This is a genomic window from Clostridia bacterium (assembly GCA_028698525.1).
GTDB lineage: Bacteria > Bacillota > Clostridia > JAQVDB01 > JAQVDB01 > JAQVDB01.
The window spans coordinates 1-18,347 of the sequence record JAQVDB010000045.1 but is presented as its reverse complement, the minus strand read 5'-3'; the positions used below and the strand labels follow the sequence as shown (position 1 = coordinate 18,347).

Annotated in this window: 16 protein-coding genes, 1 tRNA gene and 1 other RNA gene; 15 read left to right on the top strand and 3 right to left on the bottom strand. The window is 37.5% G+C overall.

The genetic code is table 11. The features are described 5' to 3' along the window. A partial coding sequence (locus PHP06_07810) for a glycoside hydrolase family 3 N-terminal domain-containing protein (GenBank protein ID MDD3840467.1) occupies nt 1–926 on the bottom strand: 926 nt, incomplete at its 3' end. Between the two features lie 191 nt (nt 927–1,117). Between PHP06_07810 and PHP06_07805 the strand changes: the two genes are divergently transcribed. Further along, nucleotides 1,118–1,483 carry a PH domain-containing protein gene (locus PHP06_07805; protein MDD3840466.1) on the top strand — a complete coding sequence of 122 codons (366 nt, stop codon included), beginning with the start codon at nt 1,118–1,120 and terminating at the stop codon, nt 1,481–1,483. Between the two features lie 698 nt (nt 1,484–2,181). On the opposite strand, the gene PHP06_07800 is transcribed toward PHP06_07805, so the two are convergent. Further along, nucleotides 2,182–2,273, bottom strand: a tRNA-Ser gene (locus tag PHP06_07800). Between the two features lie 207 nt (nt 2,274–2,480). Here PHP06_07800 and PHP06_07795 point away from each other — a divergent pair. Then, entirely contained in the window at nt 2,481–3,911 is a 1,431-nt protein-coding gene (locus PHP06_07795) for an SH3 domain-containing protein (GenBank protein ID MDD3840465.1), read from the top strand. 69 nt (nt 3,912–3,980) lie between these two features. Here the strand turns inward: PHP06_07795 and PHP06_07790 are convergent, their stop codons facing one another. After that, nucleotides 3,981–4,646: a DUF5668 domain-containing protein gene (locus tag PHP06_07790; protein ID MDD3840464.1), complete on the bottom strand. Its 666-nt coding sequence runs from the start codon at nt 4,644–4,646 to the stop codon at nt 3,981–3,983. 364 nt (nt 4,647–5,010) lie between these two features. Between PHP06_07790 and PHP06_07785 the strand changes: the two genes are divergently transcribed. The 13 genes from PHP06_07785 (at nt 5,011) to recR (ending at nt 18,127) form a co-directional block, all read left to right on the top strand. Further along, on the top strand, nt 5,011–5,664 hold the full coding sequence (locus PHP06_07785; protein ID MDD3840463.1) for a superoxide dismutase: 654 nt from the start codon (nt 5,011–5,013) through the stop codon (nt 5,662–5,664). A gap of 84 nt (nt 5,665–5,748) precedes the next feature. Continuing rightward, complete coding sequence (locus PHP06_07780) at nt 5,749–6,678, top strand: AEC family transporter (GenBank protein MDD3840462.1); 930 nt, start codon at nt 5,749–5,751, stop codon at nt 6,676–6,678. A gap of 110 nt (nt 6,679–6,788) precedes the next feature. Next, nucleotides 6,789–7,718 carry a DUF2935 domain-containing protein gene (locus PHP06_07775; GenBank protein MDD3840461.1) on the top strand — a complete coding sequence of 310 codons (930 nt, stop codon included), beginning with the start codon at nt 6,789–6,791 and terminating at the stop codon, nt 7,716–7,718. Between the two features lie 127 nt (nt 7,719–7,845). Further along, nucleotides 7,846–9,627 carry a DNA helicase RecQ gene (gene recQ, locus PHP06_07770; protein ID MDD3840460.1) on the top strand — a complete coding sequence of 594 codons (1,782 nt, stop codon included), beginning with the start codon at nt 7,846–7,848 and terminating at the stop codon, nt 9,625–9,627. Between the two features lie 88 nt (nt 9,628–9,715). Continuing rightward, nucleotides 9,716–10,201, top strand: a complete 486-nt coding sequence (locus tag PHP06_07765) for a ferritin (protein MDD3840459.1) — start codon at nt 9,716–9,718, stop codon at nt 10,199–10,201. Between the two features lie 51 nt (nt 10,202–10,252). Beyond that, a complete protein-coding gene (locus PHP06_07760) occupies nt 10,253–11,413 on the top strand; it encodes a flavodoxin domain-containing protein (GenBank protein MDD3840458.1) in 1,161 nt (386 codons plus the stop codon). Between the two features lie 76 nt (nt 11,414–11,489). Further along, nucleotides 11,490–11,939 (top strand): OsmC family protein, encoded by a 450-nt coding sequence (locus PHP06_07755; protein ID MDD3840457.1) that lies wholly within the window; start codon nt 11,490–11,492, stop codon nt 11,937–11,939. Nucleotides 11,940–12,017: 78 nt separating this feature from the next. Then, nucleotides 12,018–12,283: signal recognition particle sRNA large type (gene ffs / locus PHP06_07750), an RNA gene on the top strand. Between the two features lie 455 nt (nt 12,284–12,738). Next, nucleotides 12,739–14,187, top strand: a complete 1,449-nt coding sequence (gene hydG / locus PHP06_07745; protein ID MDD3840456.1) for a [FeFe] hydrogenase H-cluster radical SAM maturase HydG — start codon at nt 12,739–12,741, stop codon at nt 14,185–14,187. Nucleotides 14,188–14,202: 15 nt separating this feature from the next. After that, nucleotides 14,203–15,243 (top strand): [FeFe] hydrogenase H-cluster radical SAM maturase HydE, encoded by a 1,041-nt coding sequence (hydE, locus tag PHP06_07740; protein MDD3840455.1) that lies wholly within the window; start codon nt 14,203–14,205, stop codon nt 15,241–15,243. A 119-nt stretch (nt 15,244–15,362) separates the two neighbouring features. Beyond that, nucleotides 15,363–17,075 carry a DNA polymerase III subunit gamma/tau gene (gene dnaX, locus PHP06_07735; GenBank protein MDD3840454.1) on the top strand — a complete coding sequence of 571 codons (1,713 nt, stop codon included), beginning with the start codon at nt 15,363–15,365 and terminating at the stop codon, nt 17,073–17,075. Between the two features lie 83 nt (nt 17,076–17,158). Then, nucleotides 17,159–17,491, top strand: coding sequence for a YbaB/EbfC family nucleoid-associated protein (locus PHP06_07730; GenBank protein MDD3840453.1), 333 nt, complete (start codon nt 17,159–17,161; stop codon nt 17,489–17,491). Between the two features lie 36 nt (nt 17,492–17,527). Then, nucleotides 17,528–18,127 (top strand): recombination mediator RecR, encoded by a 600-nt coding sequence (gene recR / locus PHP06_07725; GenBank protein ID MDD3840452.1) that lies wholly within the window; start codon nt 17,528–17,530, stop codon nt 18,125–18,127. Nucleotides 18,128–18,347: the final 220 nt, after the last annotated feature.

The following is an 18,347-nucleotide window of genomic DNA, read 5'->3' as shown; positions in this document are numbered from 1 at the left end:
CGCAACAGATCAGTTATGACTGCTTTTGACAGCGAGGATGGATTGTCGGCATCAATATCAGCGATCAATATATGTGCAACCATGACTACATCAGCACCGTTTTTTATTGCCTCATCAAAAGGAACTAATTCAAAATCCTTAAGTCTTTGCAAGGGATGGTTTAAAATAGGCAGTCCTATATGTGAATCTACAGATGTATCTCCGTGTCCTGGAAAATGTTTGACTACCGGAATAACACATTGTTCTTTAATTCCTTTCATTTCCTGAATTGCCAGCCTAGCAACAAGCTCCGGCTGTGTGCCGTAAGCTCTATCAGCTATCACAGGGTTATTAGGGTTGCTGTTTATGTCCAATACAGGGGTGAGCGCCATATTGAAGCCAAAGGAGCCTATTCTCTCGCCGATAATGCTACCTATTTTAAACGCCAAATCTTTGCTATTAATATTTCCTATAGTTTGCTTGCTGGGGATTTTAACAAATTCAGATGGCATCCTGGTCACTCTCCCGCCTTCTTCATCTACGGATAATATCAAAGGCAGACTACTTGTATTTATTTGTTTTAATGAGTTGATCAATGATAATAACTGATCAGAATCTTTGATATTGCGTTCAAAAACAATCAATCCACCTATATGATGATTTTGAATCAGTTCTTTTATGTCATCGTTTATGCTGTATCCTTCAAAGCCCAACATGAGCATTTGTCCTATCTTTTCATCTATAGTCATTTCTTTTATTTTTTCTTCTATAGGATCTGAAATTTGCTGGTTATCTTCCGGTACTTGCATATCCTCACCCTCAGATTCATTTTCATCAATATTTGAACGGTCATCTTCCCATTCATTCCTTTGCCCTAAAATACTGCAGCTGATAAAGAGAATGAATATTAGTGCACAGAGTAAAAATATCATAATTTTATTAAACATGACTGCTCAATGTCCCCCCTAGCATATGTTGCGGTTATTTTACACTATATTATATCATTACCGTTTTACTCTTGATTAGTCAAGAAATGTATGGTAAAAATATTATATATGATAATAAATTCCGGTGTATTACAATATAGCTTTATTATATATTGTGGGAATGATTATAGTAAATGAAAGGAGGGGACGAGATGGCAGATATAAATGAGATTATGAACTGGACATTTATAGCTGAGACAAAACCCCCAAAAGAAGTAGAGCAGATACTTATAGAAGGAGAGGTTGTTGAGCTGGCATATAAAACTATTCGTGATGTAGCAGTAGTGACTAACAAAAGAATAATAATAGCGGATAAACAGGGTATCACTGGAAAAAAGGTAGAGATATATACAATACCTTTTAAATCCATTGTGATGTATTCCACAGAGAATGCAGGGCATATAGATTTAAATGCCGAGTTGGAATTATGGACCAGGGTTGGCAAGTTTAAGCTTAATATCAGAAAAGGTGTGGATATCCGCAGGTTAGACAGGATTATCGCTCAAAGTATTCTATAATGTCAAATTACTCACATTACATAAGCTGCTCGGTCATTGATGATTGTATCTATACAGCGAAACATATTGAAGGAGAACAGCAGTTTAAATCCATGCATACCTTTTTTGTTGATCTTGTTCAAATAAGCGACGGAGATAAGATTGAGGAGTACATTGTCAAGCCATGTACAGATCTATTCGAGGGTAAGTCTATTGTCAAAAAAGGCGCATATTTGATGTTGTAATATGCAATCAACCACGACCAAACCTAATTTGGAGATTGATACACAAAACTTTTCATACTTTTAAAATTTTATTTGTTTAATTATACTTGACCAGTTAAAAACTGTACTGTTATGGATACTACCACTACAATCAAAGATACAATGAAACCGAGAATCATAGGTTGTATGCCTGCTTTCATCATTTTTTATAAAATTGGTTTTTAGTCCTATAGCGGACAAGGCCATGGTCATCATAAATTTGCTAATTTGACCTAAAGGGTTATGTAAGCTTGCAGGGATAAAACCTATAGTATTTAATATGGTACTCAAAACAAATAATAGTATAAACCATGGGAATATTTTTTTGACATCAATAGATTTTTTTTCTGTTGTAAAACCTGTTTTTGATTGCTTATACCCTGCAACTGCAGAGAACATCAGGGCAATATAATAAATAAAACAAGGATTTGCATGAGATCTGCAAATCCTTGTTTTTGGCGGAGAGAGAGGGATTCGAACCCTCGGTACGCTATAAACGTACACACGATTTCCAGTCGTGCGCCTTAGACCAGCTCAGCCATCTCTCCATACCACTAAATTATCCTTTTGTCTACTATAAATAGCGCAAATATTATATTACTATATCTAATGGCGGATGTCAATAGTTTGCAAGAATTTAAGGGAAAACTGTTTTATGCGTTGCTCGGCTATTGCTTTGAGAAAGGCTGCATAAAAGTTGCAGTAGTAGTCAACAATATCATATATATCCCAAATAGAGGGAGGTTGATCATTTTATGAAGTCGCAGCAAAGTTTTATATGGTTGTTGATTGCTATTGTTATTTTTGCTAGTGCATGTAGTTTTAGAAAGGATAAATCCCAACAGCCTGTACCACAACAAGAAAAAAGCCAGCAAAAAAAGGAAGAGCAAATAGAACAGCCTTCTGACGAGGACAGTGATAAAAATATTGTTCCAGATAGTGAGCGGGATAAAGCTGTCGAGGAAAATATAAATGCTGAAGATCTTGATGAAGATATTCAATTCACTCGGGTAGCTCAAAAAGATAATGGAACATTGGGTGAGAGCGGAATTTCTCAGCAGGAGGTAGATCAAGCGAGGAAGGACACCGATGAAGAAGATACCATCAAGGTTACTCGCCAATTTAATACTCAGCTTCCTGAAGGAATGGAGATGGGGCTTAAATATGACAGATATCCCATCAGTTTTGATTACTTTCTTGTGACTGATGAGCCTGTCAATGTGAGGAAGACACCTTCAATGGATGCCCCTGTAGTTTGTAAAGCAACCTATGGGCAAAAGATGGCACTTTATAAGGAAGTTGAAGGAGATATGCCGGCTAATAAGAATTCAAATATATGGTATAAGGTTTCATGTAAACATCAGGATGAGATTATAACAGGATATATATATTCAGCATTAGGAGAACCCAGAGTATTCCAATTTCAAAGTATGCTTGAGCATCTGAATGTTTTAAAGCAAGAGGTAGATAATAATAACACAGCATTTATCAACAATTATAAAAACTACCATGGGCTACCTCCTCTATACAACGGTCAATCTGTTGACAAATACGGTTATCGTCAAAGCCAAAGTGCAGCTGGATACCTGCAGCCTGATGTTTCCTCAGAGTTCAGATACTTTCCTGATGGTACTTTATGCAGCATTCTAGGGGAATCTTCTGGATTTATCAAAATAAGAGCTATCGGTCATGATGGAGAGTATTGGGTACAAAAAAAATACATAAATCAAGAGATAGCCATGCCTGAACTCACTAAAGTGGTGGTAATAGATCGTAGATTCCAGAATCAAGGGAGTTTTGAATATGTCAATGGTAGATGGGTTCTAGTTTCCTATACTTTCTCTACCACTGGAAAACAAGGTCCTAATTCATTAGAAACGCCCCTGGGGAATTATATGGTGATTCAAATAAGGGATAAGCTATTTTACCTAGGAGATGAAACTACCGAGATTGTAGGATATGCCCCTCATGCTATTCGTTTTTCGGCGGGGGGATATATACATGGAGTTCCTGTTCAATATGTAGAACAAAATGGTGAAAAGGTAGATCCTGGACAACAGGAATATCTACAGACTATCGGGACTGTTCCACGTTCCCATATGTGTGTGCGTAACTATACAAGTCATGCGGAATTTCTCAGCAATTGGCTGGAGATCGGTAAGAGCGCTGTAATTGTAATAGAATAAGAGTTAAAAAAGCAACCGATCCCCTGCCATGTTATATGCTTTCATAAGATTATACCTGGATATTTTGAATCAATTTTTTATATCTATACCCCCGAACAACACCAAACATTTTACTTTTAACAATGGAGCGTCTTTCACATCCATATTGATATCTGTATTATTGCTCCACCCTCCGAATATGGGTATTCCGGTAGCCTCTACTCTCCAATTATCAGGGACCTTTATTTCGATTCCACCAAATATAGTTGTAAGGTCGAGTACAACTTCTTCTTCTGCTAACTGTGCACCACGCAAATCTATATCTGCTCCTCCAAATATTGCAAATATGTTTCCACCACTAAATTGTTGAGAAATGTTTTTATTTTCTATACCGGAGAACATTACGAAATGGTCTATAGTGTTATCGCTTATCTCAGGTTTTTTATTTTCTAAAGCTCGTGCAAAGATGATCCAGAATCCGAAAAGTATTATCAAGATGGGCCAAAAATATTCAGATAGGTTTATAGGCAATATGTTTGACTTTTTTAGTTGTATATATGCCGCTATTATCATTAAAAAAAGTCCTGTAGTTAATGGCACTAATTTTTTAATCAATTGTACAGCAATGATGACAATAATTATCATAGGCCAGTAGCTGCCTATCAATAAACCGAACTCAAGTATATGCAGCTTTTGAAGAATGATACCGATACCTGCTGCAATAAGTATTATGCCGAGGATATTACGTCCTTTCACATCAATCCCTTCTTTCATATTATTCTAATCTATATAATATTGGAAATTGTGGTTTTATTCAACAAAAATATTATTGTAATTTTAGCCGAATATTCATGAGCAATTCATTTATCTTGTATACAAGTTCCTATTAGTTATTTTAATCCAAACTTTTATTAAGGGTGTATATGATACCTATAGCTGCGACTTAATGTGCCGCACTATACATCTAGCATTTATATAATATAGTGCGGCAGATTGCGGAGCACGGAAGGTATCATATACACCCGATATCGCTAAATTACAAGTCCCATACACAAAACAATCATATTTGAATAATATAAAATAATGATATTTTTTTATAAATAGAAAGGTGGAAGGAAAAATGAATTATTATGTACCAGCAGGTGCTCATAAGCTGCCGCCTTTACCATATAGTTACGATGCATTGGAACCTGTTATAAGTTCTGAAACTTTGAAAATACACCATGATAAACATCATAAATCCTATGTAGAAGGATTGAACAATGCAGAACTAAAATTGGTGCAGGCTAGAAGAGAGAGGGATTTTTCTCTTGTAAAACACTGGGAACGGGAATTGGCATTCAACGGTTCAGGACATATATTGCACAGCATATACTGGACGATAATGGCTCCCATAGGACAGGGCGGTTCTCCCGGGAATGCAACCTGTACTCAGATAAGCAGCTACTTTTGCAGTTTTAATGCCTTCAAGGAGCAGTTTAAAGAAGCTGCAGCAAAGGTAGAAGGGTCCGGGTGGTGTGTGTTGGTGTGGAATCCTGCCTGGAACAGGGTAGAGCTGCTCACTGCGGAAAAACATCAAAACCTTACTCAATGGGGTAGTATTCCGATACTGGTGATAGATGTGTGGGAACATGCATATTATTTAGATTACCAAAATAAGCGCCAGGAATATATAGATAGATGGTGGGAGCTTATAAACTGGAATGAGGTGGAATCAAGGTTGTTGCTTGCCATTCAGGGGAGGTTGCCGTTGTTAAGTACCTGTATTTACTAATATAAGCCATCTGTGATGATGAAAATATAGTCAAAAAGTGTTATCATGATAGGGATGAAATTTTAACAGAACAGGAAGGCAACTATGAACTTTTTTACTGTATTTAATCAAGTATTAGCATTATTTTTAATGATGGTTGTAGGTTATGCTGCTAAAAAAATGAATATTTTCAGTGATGCCTCATTAAAGGATTTATCATCTATTCTTTTAAACCTAACCCTGCCTGCCATGATAATAAGTTCTATGCAGAGGGAATATACCAGCCAATTGATGGTTCAGGGTTTGCAGATCCTTTTGATATCATTGGCAACCTATGGTTTTTCATTTCTTATAGCGTGGATAATGCCCGGTATCCTAAAGCCCAGCCCAAGGGAGAAAGGCGTTTTCCAGTTTATGCTGATGTTTACAAATGTAGGTTTTATGGGATATCCTGTGTTAAATGCTATATTTGGAGAACAATCATTATTTTATGCAGCTATTTATAACTTACCCTTTAATCTTTTGGCCTTTACCGTAGGTATAATGATGCTCACAAAGAAGGATGATTCTTCTTCTATGAGATTCAGTCCCAAAATATTTTTAAATCCAGGGGTGATTTCGGTAATCATAGGGACTATTTTGTTTGTGTTTTCTGTAAAGTTGCCCCAAGTATTGTATGGGACTTTGGATATGTTAGGCTCTATGACTACTCCACTATCCATGATTATCATAGGGGCTATCCTATCCGGGATGGAGTTTAAAAAGCTATGGAATAATTGGAGGATGTATATAATATGTATTTTTAGATTGTTGGTAATACCAATAATAATATATTTTGCACTTAAGCCATTCATAACTAAAGAGCCTCTAATGCTTGCTGTACCGGTAGTTATAAACGCAATGCCTGTAGCTACTTTAACTACTATTTTAGCTGAACAATACAGTGACACCGAAGACATAGCTTCTCAAGGGGTATTTCTTTCGACTTTATTTTCTGTGATAACTATTCCTCTCATAGCAATTATTTTTGCATAAACTATAAAATACGGTATTCACTCTAATAAATCTTCACATAACATGTTTATCCCGAATAATATATTATTAGTAATTTAGAGCAATATCCAATAAAATAGGAGGTGAATACCGTGCTTTCAAATAGAGAATTTGTGAGCAAGTCTTTAGAGCTCAATCTCTTCTTTTTGAGAATACTAAAGGAACATGCGCTATTTTTAGAAGTATCATTTCCACCTAAAAATTTCGATTTAGCTCAACAGGCCTGTTTTTTGAGAGGCAATTTGAACTGTCTTTTGATAGAGACAATCAATTTGACGGAGGGTAACATAAGCAAACAGGTAAAGAAGTCAGGAGAGATAGTGACAAAATATACATGTAATGCAGAACAGGCTACACAATTTTATACAGGTATCCCTATAGATATGACCGCTACCAGTATGGAGCTTTCCCTTGATACAGGCGGAGGATGTCCTGATTCATTTACAATGATTAAAAAAGTAGAAATGTTGAATGAAAAGGCTATACATGCAGCTTGCTGTATAGCAAGGTTCAAAGAAGATTTGCTTTCAAATGTACTTAAATGCAAGGTCTTTACTGTAAATTATCCACTGCTGATAGAACACATACTGACAGAAGCTAAACTTTATATAAGTTGCCTTAAAAGGCTACAGAAAAAGAGTGATGTGGATTTAACGCAGCAGTTGATAAAGCAGGAGGTCTTTTGGAACAGAATAATGGCTGAACATTCAAAATTTATACGTGGGCTTCTTGATCCTTCAGAAGAAAGTTTATTTAAAATTGCTGATAATTTTGGAAATGAGTTTGATAAACTTACTGAAAAGGCAAAGTGTATCGAAGATAGGCTATATTTATTGCCTAAATTGACATATAAAACAATAAAATCCGTTGAGGATATACGAAATTTTAAAGAATCCGCTACACAAGGGCTTTTGAATTGCAAGATAAAATCTACCATACTTCCTTTGCTAGGCGATCATGTGCTCAGAGAAGCTAATCATTATCTGCGTTTGCTCAAAAGTTATAAATTTAAGAAAAGATGATAAATAAAAATGGCATGTAAGCTATAAAGCTATCATGCCATTTTTTATCTATATGAGCTTGCTTGAAAGCAAATGCGATAGAAACTATACTATATATAGATATAACACAAAGAAAAGGATATTGCATATGCGTGACAAAGCTACAGATATTTTGAAAAAATACTATGGTTATTCAAACTTCCGGGATAAACAGCTGGATATAATCGAGAGTATATTGAAGAGACGAGATACTCTAGCAGTTATGCCTACCGGGGCAGGAAAATCCATATGTTTTCAGATTCCCGGAATGTTATTTGAAGGGATAACTTTAGTTATATCGCCTTTAATATCCCTAATGAAAGATCAAACTGACGCACTCCACAGCATAGGCATACCTTCTACCTTTATAAACAGTTCCTTGTCTTTTGTTGAAACAGAGGAGAGGGTGGACAGGATACGGGATGGAAAGATAAAACTTTTATATATAGCTCCCGAAAGGCTGGAATCAGGAAGGTTTTTAAGGCTGCTAAAGGGTATAGATGTTTCACTGATTGCAGTAGACGAAGCCCACTGCGTATCTCAATGGGGACATGATTTTAGGCCCAGCTATACATCTATAGCTTCTTTAATCCAAAGCTTTGAGATCCGTCCAGTGGTGGCAGCCTTTACAGCTACAGCTACAAAGCAGGTCAGAGAAGATATAGTGGATCTTTTGAAATTACAACAACCCAGAATTTTTGTAACAGGGTTTGATCGGAAAAACCTTTATTATTCAGTGATAAAACATGAGAACAAGAATGATTTCATATTAAAATACATAAAGGATAATCCCAATAAATCCGGCATAGTATATGCTGCTACTAGAAAGCAAGTGGACAGCCTTTACCAAGGTCTCAAGAAAAAGGGTTACAAGGTGGGGAAATACCACGCAGGTTTGAGAGATGAATATAGGGATCAAGTGCAGGAGGCTTTCTTATATGATGATATAAATATAATGGTGGCTACCAATGCCTTTGGCATGGGTATAGATAAGTCCAATGTAAGGTTTGTAATACACTATAATATCCCTAAAAATGTTGAGTCATATTACCAGGAAGCAGGTAGGGCGGGAAGGGACGGTGAGCCCGGAGACTGTATCGTCTTGTTTTCGCCAGGGGATGTGACAATACAAAAATATTTGATTGAACAATCAGGCCTATCTTCCCAAAGGAAAACTATAGAATACAAAAGGCTTCAGGCTATTGTGGATTATTGTCATACCTCTATATGCCTCAGAAAATATATATTGCAGTATTTTGGCGAGAAGGATGTGCCTGATAATTGTAGCAATTGCAGCATATGCAATGATGATGCGGAAATAGTGGATATAACCATAAACGCACAAAAGATATTTTCCTGTATAGTGCGAGCAGGGGGAAACTTTGGGGCAACTGTTATCGCACAGGTATTGAAAGGGTCCAAAAGCAAGAGAATAAAGAGCTTGGGGCTGAATAATTTATCCACCTATGGGATAATGAAAGGATATACGTTAAAGGAAATAAAAGATATGATAAATATGCTGATCGCTGATGACTATATATATGCGGAGACAGGGGAATATCCTGTATTGAAGCTGCGCAGCAAGTCTTTGCCTGTATTAAAGGGTAAAAACAAGGTATTGAGAAGAATTGCTGTAAAAAGAGAAGACCTTCAACCGGAAGAAGAATTGTTCCAAATGCTGAGGGAGGTAAGAAGGAATCTGGCACAGCGGGAAAAGGTGCCTCCATACATAATTTTTTCAGACAGTACCCTCAAGGAAATGAGTGCCTATATGCCTCAAGATCGGCATTCATTATTGGATATACGAGGGGTGGGAGAGGTAAAGCTTGAAAGATACGGAGAATATTTTTTAGCTGCTATAAAAAAGTACAAACAAGAGAAAACAGGATGATTGATTTTAGCTTGTTGTTTATACAACCTGTAATAGTGGTAAATAATAAATGTGAAGCTAAAAAATTAAAAGATGTGGAGGAATAAACATGATAAATAAAAAAATGGAACAAGAATTAAACAATCAAATTAATGCAGAGATTTATTCGTCATATTTATATCTATCAATGTCGGCATATGCAGAGACTCAAAACTTGTCTGGTTTTGCCAGCTGGCTAAAAGCCCAGGCCCAGGAAGAGGTTACACATGCGATGAAGATATTTGATCATGTAGTAGAAAGAGGCGGAAGAGTGGTGTTGGGCAAGATAGATGGACCAAAAACAGACTGGGAGGACATGGTAGAAGTATTTGAAGATGTATATGAGCACGAGCAAAAGGTTACAGCTATGATTCATAGATTGGTGGATATGGCTATAGAACAGAAAGACCATGCAACATTCAATTTCCTGCAGTGGTTCGTGGAAGAACAGGTAGAGGAAGAAGACAGTTCTTCTAAGGTATTGGAAAAACTAAAGATGGTACAAGGCAAAGGTGCTGGCATATTCATGTTGGATAGAGAATTGAGCAAAAGATAATTTGCAACATAGCGACAAGTATAAATTTTCAACAATGGGGAGGAAAAGGGTTTGAAAGCAATAGAAATAAAAAAGGGTATATATTGGGTGGGAGCGATAGATTGGGATTTAAGAAATTTTCACGGATATTCTACACAAAGAGGTTCCACCTACAATGCATATCTGATAATGGATGAAAAAATAACGCTGATAGATACTGTAAAAAATCATCTAAAAGATGAAATGATGGAGAGAATTTCATCAGTGGTAGATCCGTCTAAAATAGATTATGTTATATCAAATCATGTAGAAATGGATCATTCCGGCGCATTGCCGGCAATAATGGATGCTGCCCAAGATGCTGTTATATTTTGTTCTGCAAACGGACAGAGGGGATTGAAAGCCCATTATAAAAAAGAATGGAATTTTAGGACTGTAAAGACCGGGGATGTGGTGAGTTTAGGCAAGCGAAGCATACAATTTATATTAACCCCCATGGTGCATTGGCCGGATAATATGATAGGATATGTTCCTGAAGAAAAGATACTTTTTTCCAATGATTCCTTTGGTCAGCACTATGCCAGTTCAGAAAGGTTTGACGATGAATGTGATTTAGGGATAGTGATGGAGGAAGCGGCTAAGTACTATGCCAACATTGTTCTTCCATATTCTTCACAGGTTCAAAAAGAATTGAATGAGGCAAAGGACTTGGATATACAGATTATAGCTCCTAGTCATGGTATTATTTGGAGAGAACATGTATCTGAAATAGTGAATGAATACATAAAATGGGCAAACAATACCACAGAAAAGAAAGCGCTAATAATATATGATACCATGTGGGGTTCAACCCAGAAAATTGCTTATACAATTCAGGATGTATTTGAGCGCAAGGGATATTCTGTTAAAGTATTCAATCTTCAGCACAATCATATTTCAGATATAATGACAGAAGTCTTGACTGCAGAATATGTATGCGTGGGTTCCCCTACGTTAAACAGCAATATAATGGCTGATGTAGCAGCATTTTTAACATACTTGAAAGGATTGGCTCCCAAAGATAGAAAAGCTATTGTGTTCGGTTCCTATGGATGGGGAGGACAGAGTGCAGCTATACTGGAAAAAAATATGGATGAGGCAAAATTTGAGGTGGTATCCAATATCAAGGTCAGATATATACCTGATGACAATCAACTGATGGATATAAAACAAGAGTTGGAAAAAAGTATTTGATTTAAAAAATTTATGTTTAAAGGCTTCTTTTGAGGTTATATTATTATACAAATCAACAAAAGGAGGAATTTTAAACATGGCTAAGGTAACATACAAAGCAACATCGAGAAAATTAGGCCAAGGTATGGCTGTTGAAAGCAAAGCTAGGAATTTTACAGTTAGGTTGGATGAACCTAAAAATTTGGGTGGAACAGATACAGGTATGAATCCTGTGGAGATGGTACTGTGTGCATTGGGTGCTTGTCAGACTATAGTGGCTTCTGCATTTGCCCCAAATCACGGTATTGACCTTAAAGATTTTTGGGTAGAGCTGGAAGGAGATTTAGATTCTGATGGATTCACGGGCAAGTCAGATGTGAGGCCGGGATTTTTAGAGATAAGATATAAGATGCATTTTGATACCACATCGCCTCAGGAAAAGGTGAAAGAATTTGCAAAATTCATAGAAAGCCATTGTCCGGTAGGAGACACAGTGGCTAATCCTGTTAAGGTAGTTTGTTCAGGTGTGGTAGTAGAGAATAATTAGTTTAAGAAAATTTATCCGGTTGACAATCGAATGTCCTGAATATATAATGTGATAGTACCAATGGGATTATAAGTTTAACCGTGCTAAACGGGGAGGTAGCGGTGCCTTGTAACCTGCAATCCGCTATAGCAGGGTTGATGCCTGGAATGAGGTTTATTGTCTGTATGGTCTGACCTATGCAAGTGATGTTGATTACTGGGTCTTGCGCAACGGAAATCTATGAACCCCGTCAGGCCCGGAAGGGAGCAGCGGTAAGTAGACACTTTCGTGTGCCGCAGGGGTGCCTAGTAGGAGTTAACTACACAGGTAACGCATATGGATTTGAATCGAATCCAGGTGCACGGTTTTAAAATATATAAATAATAAGGGCCGGTTTAAACCGGCCCTTATTATTTATATCACCAAAAACAAAACATATAGTATGTCTTAAAAACTATCCACAATATGTTGATAAAAAAGCAAAAACTGTGGATAAAACTGGATTTGGGTATTGTTTTCATAGGATTATAGTAATATAATTATAGTATAAAAATATATCAAAATAGTTTTAAACCTTTGAAAATAGCAGGTTTGAACCGAACCATTATTATGTGGATAAGTATTGGACTATGTTCGTGACTGTAAAGAAAATTCTGAGCAGAAGCGGGCGTGAAAAATCAATAAAAGAATTGTTCTAAGGCTGAGGTATTGCTCTGAGGCTGGGGAAAGTTCAGATGTATAAAGAAAAGAGGCCCTTTTCTACACATTTTCTCCATGTGTCAGAAAAGGGTTTTTTATATTATTTAGGAGGCGATTTCAAATGGGATTTTTGGAAAAGTATAAAGAGGACTTTAAAGAATATGACCAAATGGAGAAAGATTTTATTGATGACGATAAGATATGGGAACAGCTCAACAAATGGGAAAACCCTTCAAGAGAGGATGTGCGAAGGGTATTGAAAAAATGCCAGCGTAAAATAAGACTGGAGCCGGAAGAAACTGCAATATTGATACAAAACAAGGATGAGAAAACTATACAGGAGATGTATCAGTTGGCCAACAAGCTGAAAAGAGAGGTGTATGGAGATAGGATAGTGTTTTTCGCACCTCTTTATATAAGCAATAAATGTGCAAACAACTGTAAATATTGTGGATTCCGCAGAGAAAACAAAGAGATACATCGTAAAACTTTGAGCATGGATGAGATATCTGAGGAAGTTAGGATAATGACAGAGGAAGGGCAGAAGAGGACAATCTTGGTATATGGAGAATCTCCGGAAACAGATATAGATTTTATGTGTGACAGCATAAAACAGGTATACAACACAAAGACAGATAAAGCAGTTATACGAAGGGCCAATATAAACTGTGCGCCTTTGCGAAGAGAAGAGCTTAAAAAGCTTAAAGAAGTGGGAATAGGCACATTCCAGGTATTTCAGGAGACATATCATCATCAAACATATAGGGAAGTTCACCCAGAAGGCACTATAAAAGGCCACTACAGATGGAGGCTATATGCACATGATAGGGCATTGGATGCAGGCGTAGATGATATAGGATTAGGCGTGCTGTTCGGGTTATATGACTGGAGATTTGAAGTTATGGCCCTCTTGTATCACACTATACATTTGGAAGAAAAATATAACGGGGTAGGTCCTCATACCATATCTTTTCCTAGGATAGAGCCTGCTATAGGTACGCCATATGTGACAGATTTAAAATATGCAGTCAGCGATGAGGATTTTAAAAAACTGGTTGCAATAATAAGATTGTCAGTTCCGTATACCGGCATGATATTGACTGCTAGGGAAAAGCCGGAAGTGCGCGAAGAGGTAATCAAACTGGGAATATCACAGATAGATGCCGGGACAAGGATAGGCGTGGGAGGTTACAAAGAATCCCAGGGTAACCTACTGCCCGACAAAGAGCAGTTCCAGTTGGGAGACACTCGTTCACTGGATGATGTAGTGCGAGAAACCTGTGAAGCAGGAGACATACCTTCTTTCTGTACCGCTTGTTACAGAAAAGGCAGGACAGGTGAGAATTTCATGGGATTGGCCAAATCCAGTTTTGTTCATAATTTCTGTATACCCAACGCTATATCTACATTAAAGGAATATCTATTGGATTACGCCTCTGATGAAACTAGGGAAATAGGTGAAAAATTGATAAGCAAATATATAGACCAGTTTGAAGAGGGAGAGGCAAAACAATTTATAAAGGATGCAATAAAACGACTAGAAGCAGGAGAGAGGGATTTATACCTGTAATATGAGGAGGAGTGTATGGAAAGAGCGCTGCAAATAATCAATAAGCTGCAACGTGAGCATGATGCAGGCAGAGATGAACTGATACACGTATTAAAAATAGATGATAGTAAGCCTCTGCTTGTGGCAGCCGACAAAACCAGAGAGAGATTTGTAGGTGATGAAGTACATTTGAGAGGCTTGATAGAACTTACAAATTTCTGTAGAAATACCTGTTTATACTGTGGATTGAGGGCACAGAACAAAAATTTGAAGCGGTACCACATGTCAGTTGGGGATGTGATTAAAACAGCCCGTGTTGCGGCTGATATGGGACTTAAAACCATAGTACTTCAGGGAGGAGAAGATGCTTACTATTCCCTGGAGGATATCTGTTATATGATAACCCGAATAAAAGAATTTGGGGTTGCGGTAACTCTCAGTTTAGGTGAGTTTCCACGCTATGCATATAAAAAGATGCGGCAGGCCGGGGCGGATAGGTATCTTTTGAGGATAGAGACCACAAATAAACGGCTTTATGGGAAAATGCATCCGGGATTAAGCTTTGAAAATAGGGTTAGATGTCTTGGAGATTTAAAGGATTTGGGATTTGAGACCGGAACAGGATGTTTAGTTGGTCTTCCCGGTCAGACCTATGATATGCTGGCTGATGATCTGATTTTTTTCAAAGAGCTGGATGCTGACATGATAGGATTGGGTCCCTTTATACCTTCTCCCGATACACCTCTAGCCCATCAAAGACCCGGGGATGTTGATGTTGCTTTGAAGATGGTTGCCCTGGTAAGGCTGTTACTCCCCGATATAAACATTCCATCCACCACTGCCCTAGGGACGATAGCAGGAGACGGATACAAGCGGGGACTGGAAAGCGGCGCAAATGTGATAATGCCTAATATGGGAATGGGTCATTATAAAAAACTTTATAGCTTGTATCCGGGCAAGATGGCCGGTAGCCCGCAACAGCATCTGGGAAATGCAAAAAATATAATACGTTCTTTGGACAGAAGGATAGGAACAGGACAGGGATTTAGAGCTGTTTCACATTCTTGTTTTAATTAACATATAAGGTGTATATACTGCTAAAAGCAGTATATACACCTTTATATTTCCTGCTTTAGAGTTGTTTGTCCCTATGATATAATTAAAAAAAGAAATCTTTTATCAGAAGGTGGTTATAAATGGCATATATTGCATTATATAGACGGTGGAGACCTGAGACTTTTGATGACGTTATAGGACAAGAACATATTACTACTACTTTGAAAAACCAATTAAAAAACAACAGAGCTGCTCATGCATACTTGTTTTGTGGGCCAAGGGGGACAGGCAAGACCAGCACCGCCAAAATTTTTGCCCGAGCATTGAACTGTACTCAACCTCAGGATGGCAATCCGTGTAATCAATGCCATGTATGCAGAAGAATAATCAGTGAGGTTGTCACAGATGTAATAGAGATAGATGCTGCTTCTAATAATGGAGTAGATGAGATAAGGGAACTTAGGGAAAATGTGAAATTCACACCTACTGCCGGTAAATGCAAGGTTTATATTATAGATGAAGTTCACATGTTATCAGCTGGAGCATTTAATGCACTTTTAAAGACTTTGGAGGAACCGCCTGAGCACGTGGTATTCATATTGGCTACCACAGAGCCGGAAAAACTTCCCGCTACTATATTATCCAGATGTCAGAGATATGATTTCAGGAGGATCTCATCCAAATGCATAGCGGACAGATTGCGATATATAGCAGATACCGATGATATCTCTATAGAGGAAGATGCAGCAGAGTATATTGCCAGGATGGCAGAAGGAGGCATGCGAGATGCATTGAGCATCATGGAGCAATGCCTTTCATATGGCAATGGGACGATAACTTATCAACAGATAGTTTCTGTGCTAGGTACTACAGATATAGACTTTAAACTGAAAATGGCCGATGCTGTGATAAAAAAGGATACAGTTAAGATATTGAAAATGCTGAACGATATTACTACCTACGGTAGAGATCTGAATGTTTTTATCAAAGATTTGATAATGCATTTTAGAAACCTATTGATAATAAAAAGTACCAATAAATATGAAGAGCTTTTGGATATACCCCAGGAGCAGATTAATGAATACAGAGATCAAGCTAAGGACGTTGAAACCAACAGCATAATGCGAATAATAAAAATACTTTCACGGTGTCAAAACGAGATGAAAAGAGCGGTTCAGCCGGCTATTACTTTAGAGATGGCTATGATTGAAATCTGCCATCCGGAAGTTCAGCCGGATATCGATGGATTGATAGAGAGGATATCTGTTTTGGAAGACAAGCTAAATAATATAAAGCCCGGACAAGCAATGCAAAACGTACCCCAACCACCGCCTTCTGAACAGCCTAAAGCGGTAAAAGAAGAAAAACAGGATAAAAAACAAAAAACTAAAAAGATAGAGAAAAAATCTGACAAAAAGCAAAAGAGCGAAAAGATAGAGGAGAAATCTGACAAAAAACCACAGAACATGGTATCAGAGCCGGCACCAGAGCTTAAATTGATAAAAGAAAAATGGAAAGATATAATGGCCAATATAAAAAACGAAAAGATGTTTGTATACACGTTTTTGCTGAAGGCTCATCCTGCCCTGGTTAAGGGCGATGTGCTTGTAATAAGCATAAACCAGGATGTAGAACTATATAAAACGGCGTTGGATAAATCGGAAAACAAGGAATTTGTCAAAGGTGTAATAAAAGAGACAACAGGTTATGATATGAATATAAAATATGTATTAAGAGAAGAGCAGGATAATCAGCAAACTTTTGAGAACAAAGAAGATATAATGCAGCAGCCTATTGTAAAAGAGGCTGTACAGCTTTTTGGCAAAGACAAAGTAGAGATTATTGATGATTAGACTTTTGCTTGCTAAACAGAATTATATTTGATATTCTTTCTCTATAAGGATAACGATCAATAAAAAAAGGAGGAATTTCCAAAATGGCAAGAGGCGGTTTCCCAGGGGGAAATATGAATAATATGATGAAACAAGCACAAAAGATGCAAAAGCAAATGTTGAAGATGCAGCAGGAACTGGAGCAGAAAGAAGTGGAAGCTACTGTAGGTGGAGGCGTGGTGACAGTAAAAGCCAATGGCAAAAAAGAAGTAGTGAGTATAGAAATACAGCCTGAAGCAGTGGATCCTGAAGATGTTGAAATGTTGGAAGATTTAGTAATAGCTGCGGTAAATGAAGCATTGAGAAAAGCTGATGAGATGGTGGAACAACAGATGAAAAAAGTTACCGGAGGCATGAATATACCGGGACTATTTTAAAGGCTTACCTATTCAGCATTATGGAGATGAAAACATTTGAATTATTATAGTGAATCGATAGCAAAACTTATAAATGAACTCATGAGGCTTCCGGGAATTGGGCAAAAGACTGCCCAAAGGCTGGCCTTTCACATAATAAATATGAGACCTGAAAGAGCAGAAAGTCTTTCTAGGGCTATCATCGAGGCCAAAAAAAATATAAAGAATTGTTCAATTTGCTGTAATCTAACTGATAATAACCCTTGTAATATATGCAGTTCTAATAATAGGGATAAATCCACCATATGTGTAGTGGAACAACCGAGAGATGTGGTGGCTATGGAAAAGACCAGAGATTACAAAGGGCTCTATCATGTGCTGCACGGCGCAATATCTCCTATGGATGGAATCGGACCGGATGAGATAAAAATAAAAGAGCTGATATCCAGGCTGAAGGATGAACAAATAAAAGAAATAATAATTGCTACCAATCCAAACATAGAAGGAGAAGCTACGGCAGTATATTTGGCCAGACTGATAAAGCCTATGGGGATAAAGACCACCAGAATCGCCCACGGCCTTCCGGTAGGCGGAGACTTGGAATATGCTGATGAAGTCACGTTGTCCAGGGCATTGGAAGGAAGAAGAGAGATTTAGAATGCAAATAGGGCGAGAGGGACGGTGCCTTTTTTATACTAAAATATGGTATTGTTCTAGCTCTATGCTGTAATATTAAAAAAGCAGAGAAAGGGCATATTCAGAGGTCAGCACAGTCAGGAAGGTAAGCGAAATTGGTTTATATTCTAAGGATAGATTTATAAAAGCCATAGCAAAAATTAATATATAGGCTTAGAAGAATAGATTAAGAAATGATAGA

Bases quoted from the DNA above. Each gene is read 5' to 3' on its own strand.
- PHP06_07805 (MDD3840466.1), top strand. From the start codon at position 1,118: ATGGCAGATATAAATGAGATTATGAACTGGACATTTATAGCTGAGACA.
- PHP06_07795 (MDD3840465.1), top strand. From the start codon at position 2,481: ATGAAGTCGCAGCAAAGTTTTATATGGTTGTTGATTGCTATTGTTATT.
- PHP06_07785 (MDD3840463.1), top strand. From the start codon at position 5,011: ATGAATTATTATGTACCAGCAGGTGCTCATAAGCTGCCGCCTTTACCA.
- PHP06_07780 (MDD3840462.1), top strand. From the start codon at position 5,749: ATGAACTTTTTTACTGTATTTAATCAAGTATTAGCATTATTTTTAATG.
- recQ (MDD3840460.1), top strand. From the start codon at position 7,846: ATGCGTGACAAAGCTACAGATATTTTGAAAAAATACTATGGTTATTCA.
- PHP06_07765 (MDD3840459.1), top strand. From the start codon at position 9,716: ATGATAAATAAAAAAATGGAACAAGAATTAAACAATCAAATTAATGCA.
- PHP06_07755 (MDD3840457.1), top strand. From the start codon at position 11,490: ATGGCTAAGGTAACATACAAAGCAACATCGAGAAAATTAGGCCAAGGT.
- hydG (MDD3840456.1), top strand. From the start codon at position 12,739: ATGGGATTTTTGGAAAAGTATAAAGAGGACTTTAAAGAATATGACCAA.
- hydE (MDD3840455.1), top strand. From the start codon at position 14,203: ATGGAAAGAGCGCTGCAAATAATCAATAAGCTGCAACGTGAGCATGAT.
- dnaX (MDD3840454.1), top strand. From the start codon at position 15,363: ATGGCATATATTGCATTATATAGACGGTGGAGACCTGAGACTTTTGAT.
- PHP06_07730 (MDD3840453.1), top strand. From the start codon at position 17,159: ATGGCAAGAGGCGGTTTCCCAGGGGGAAATATGAATAATATGATGAAA.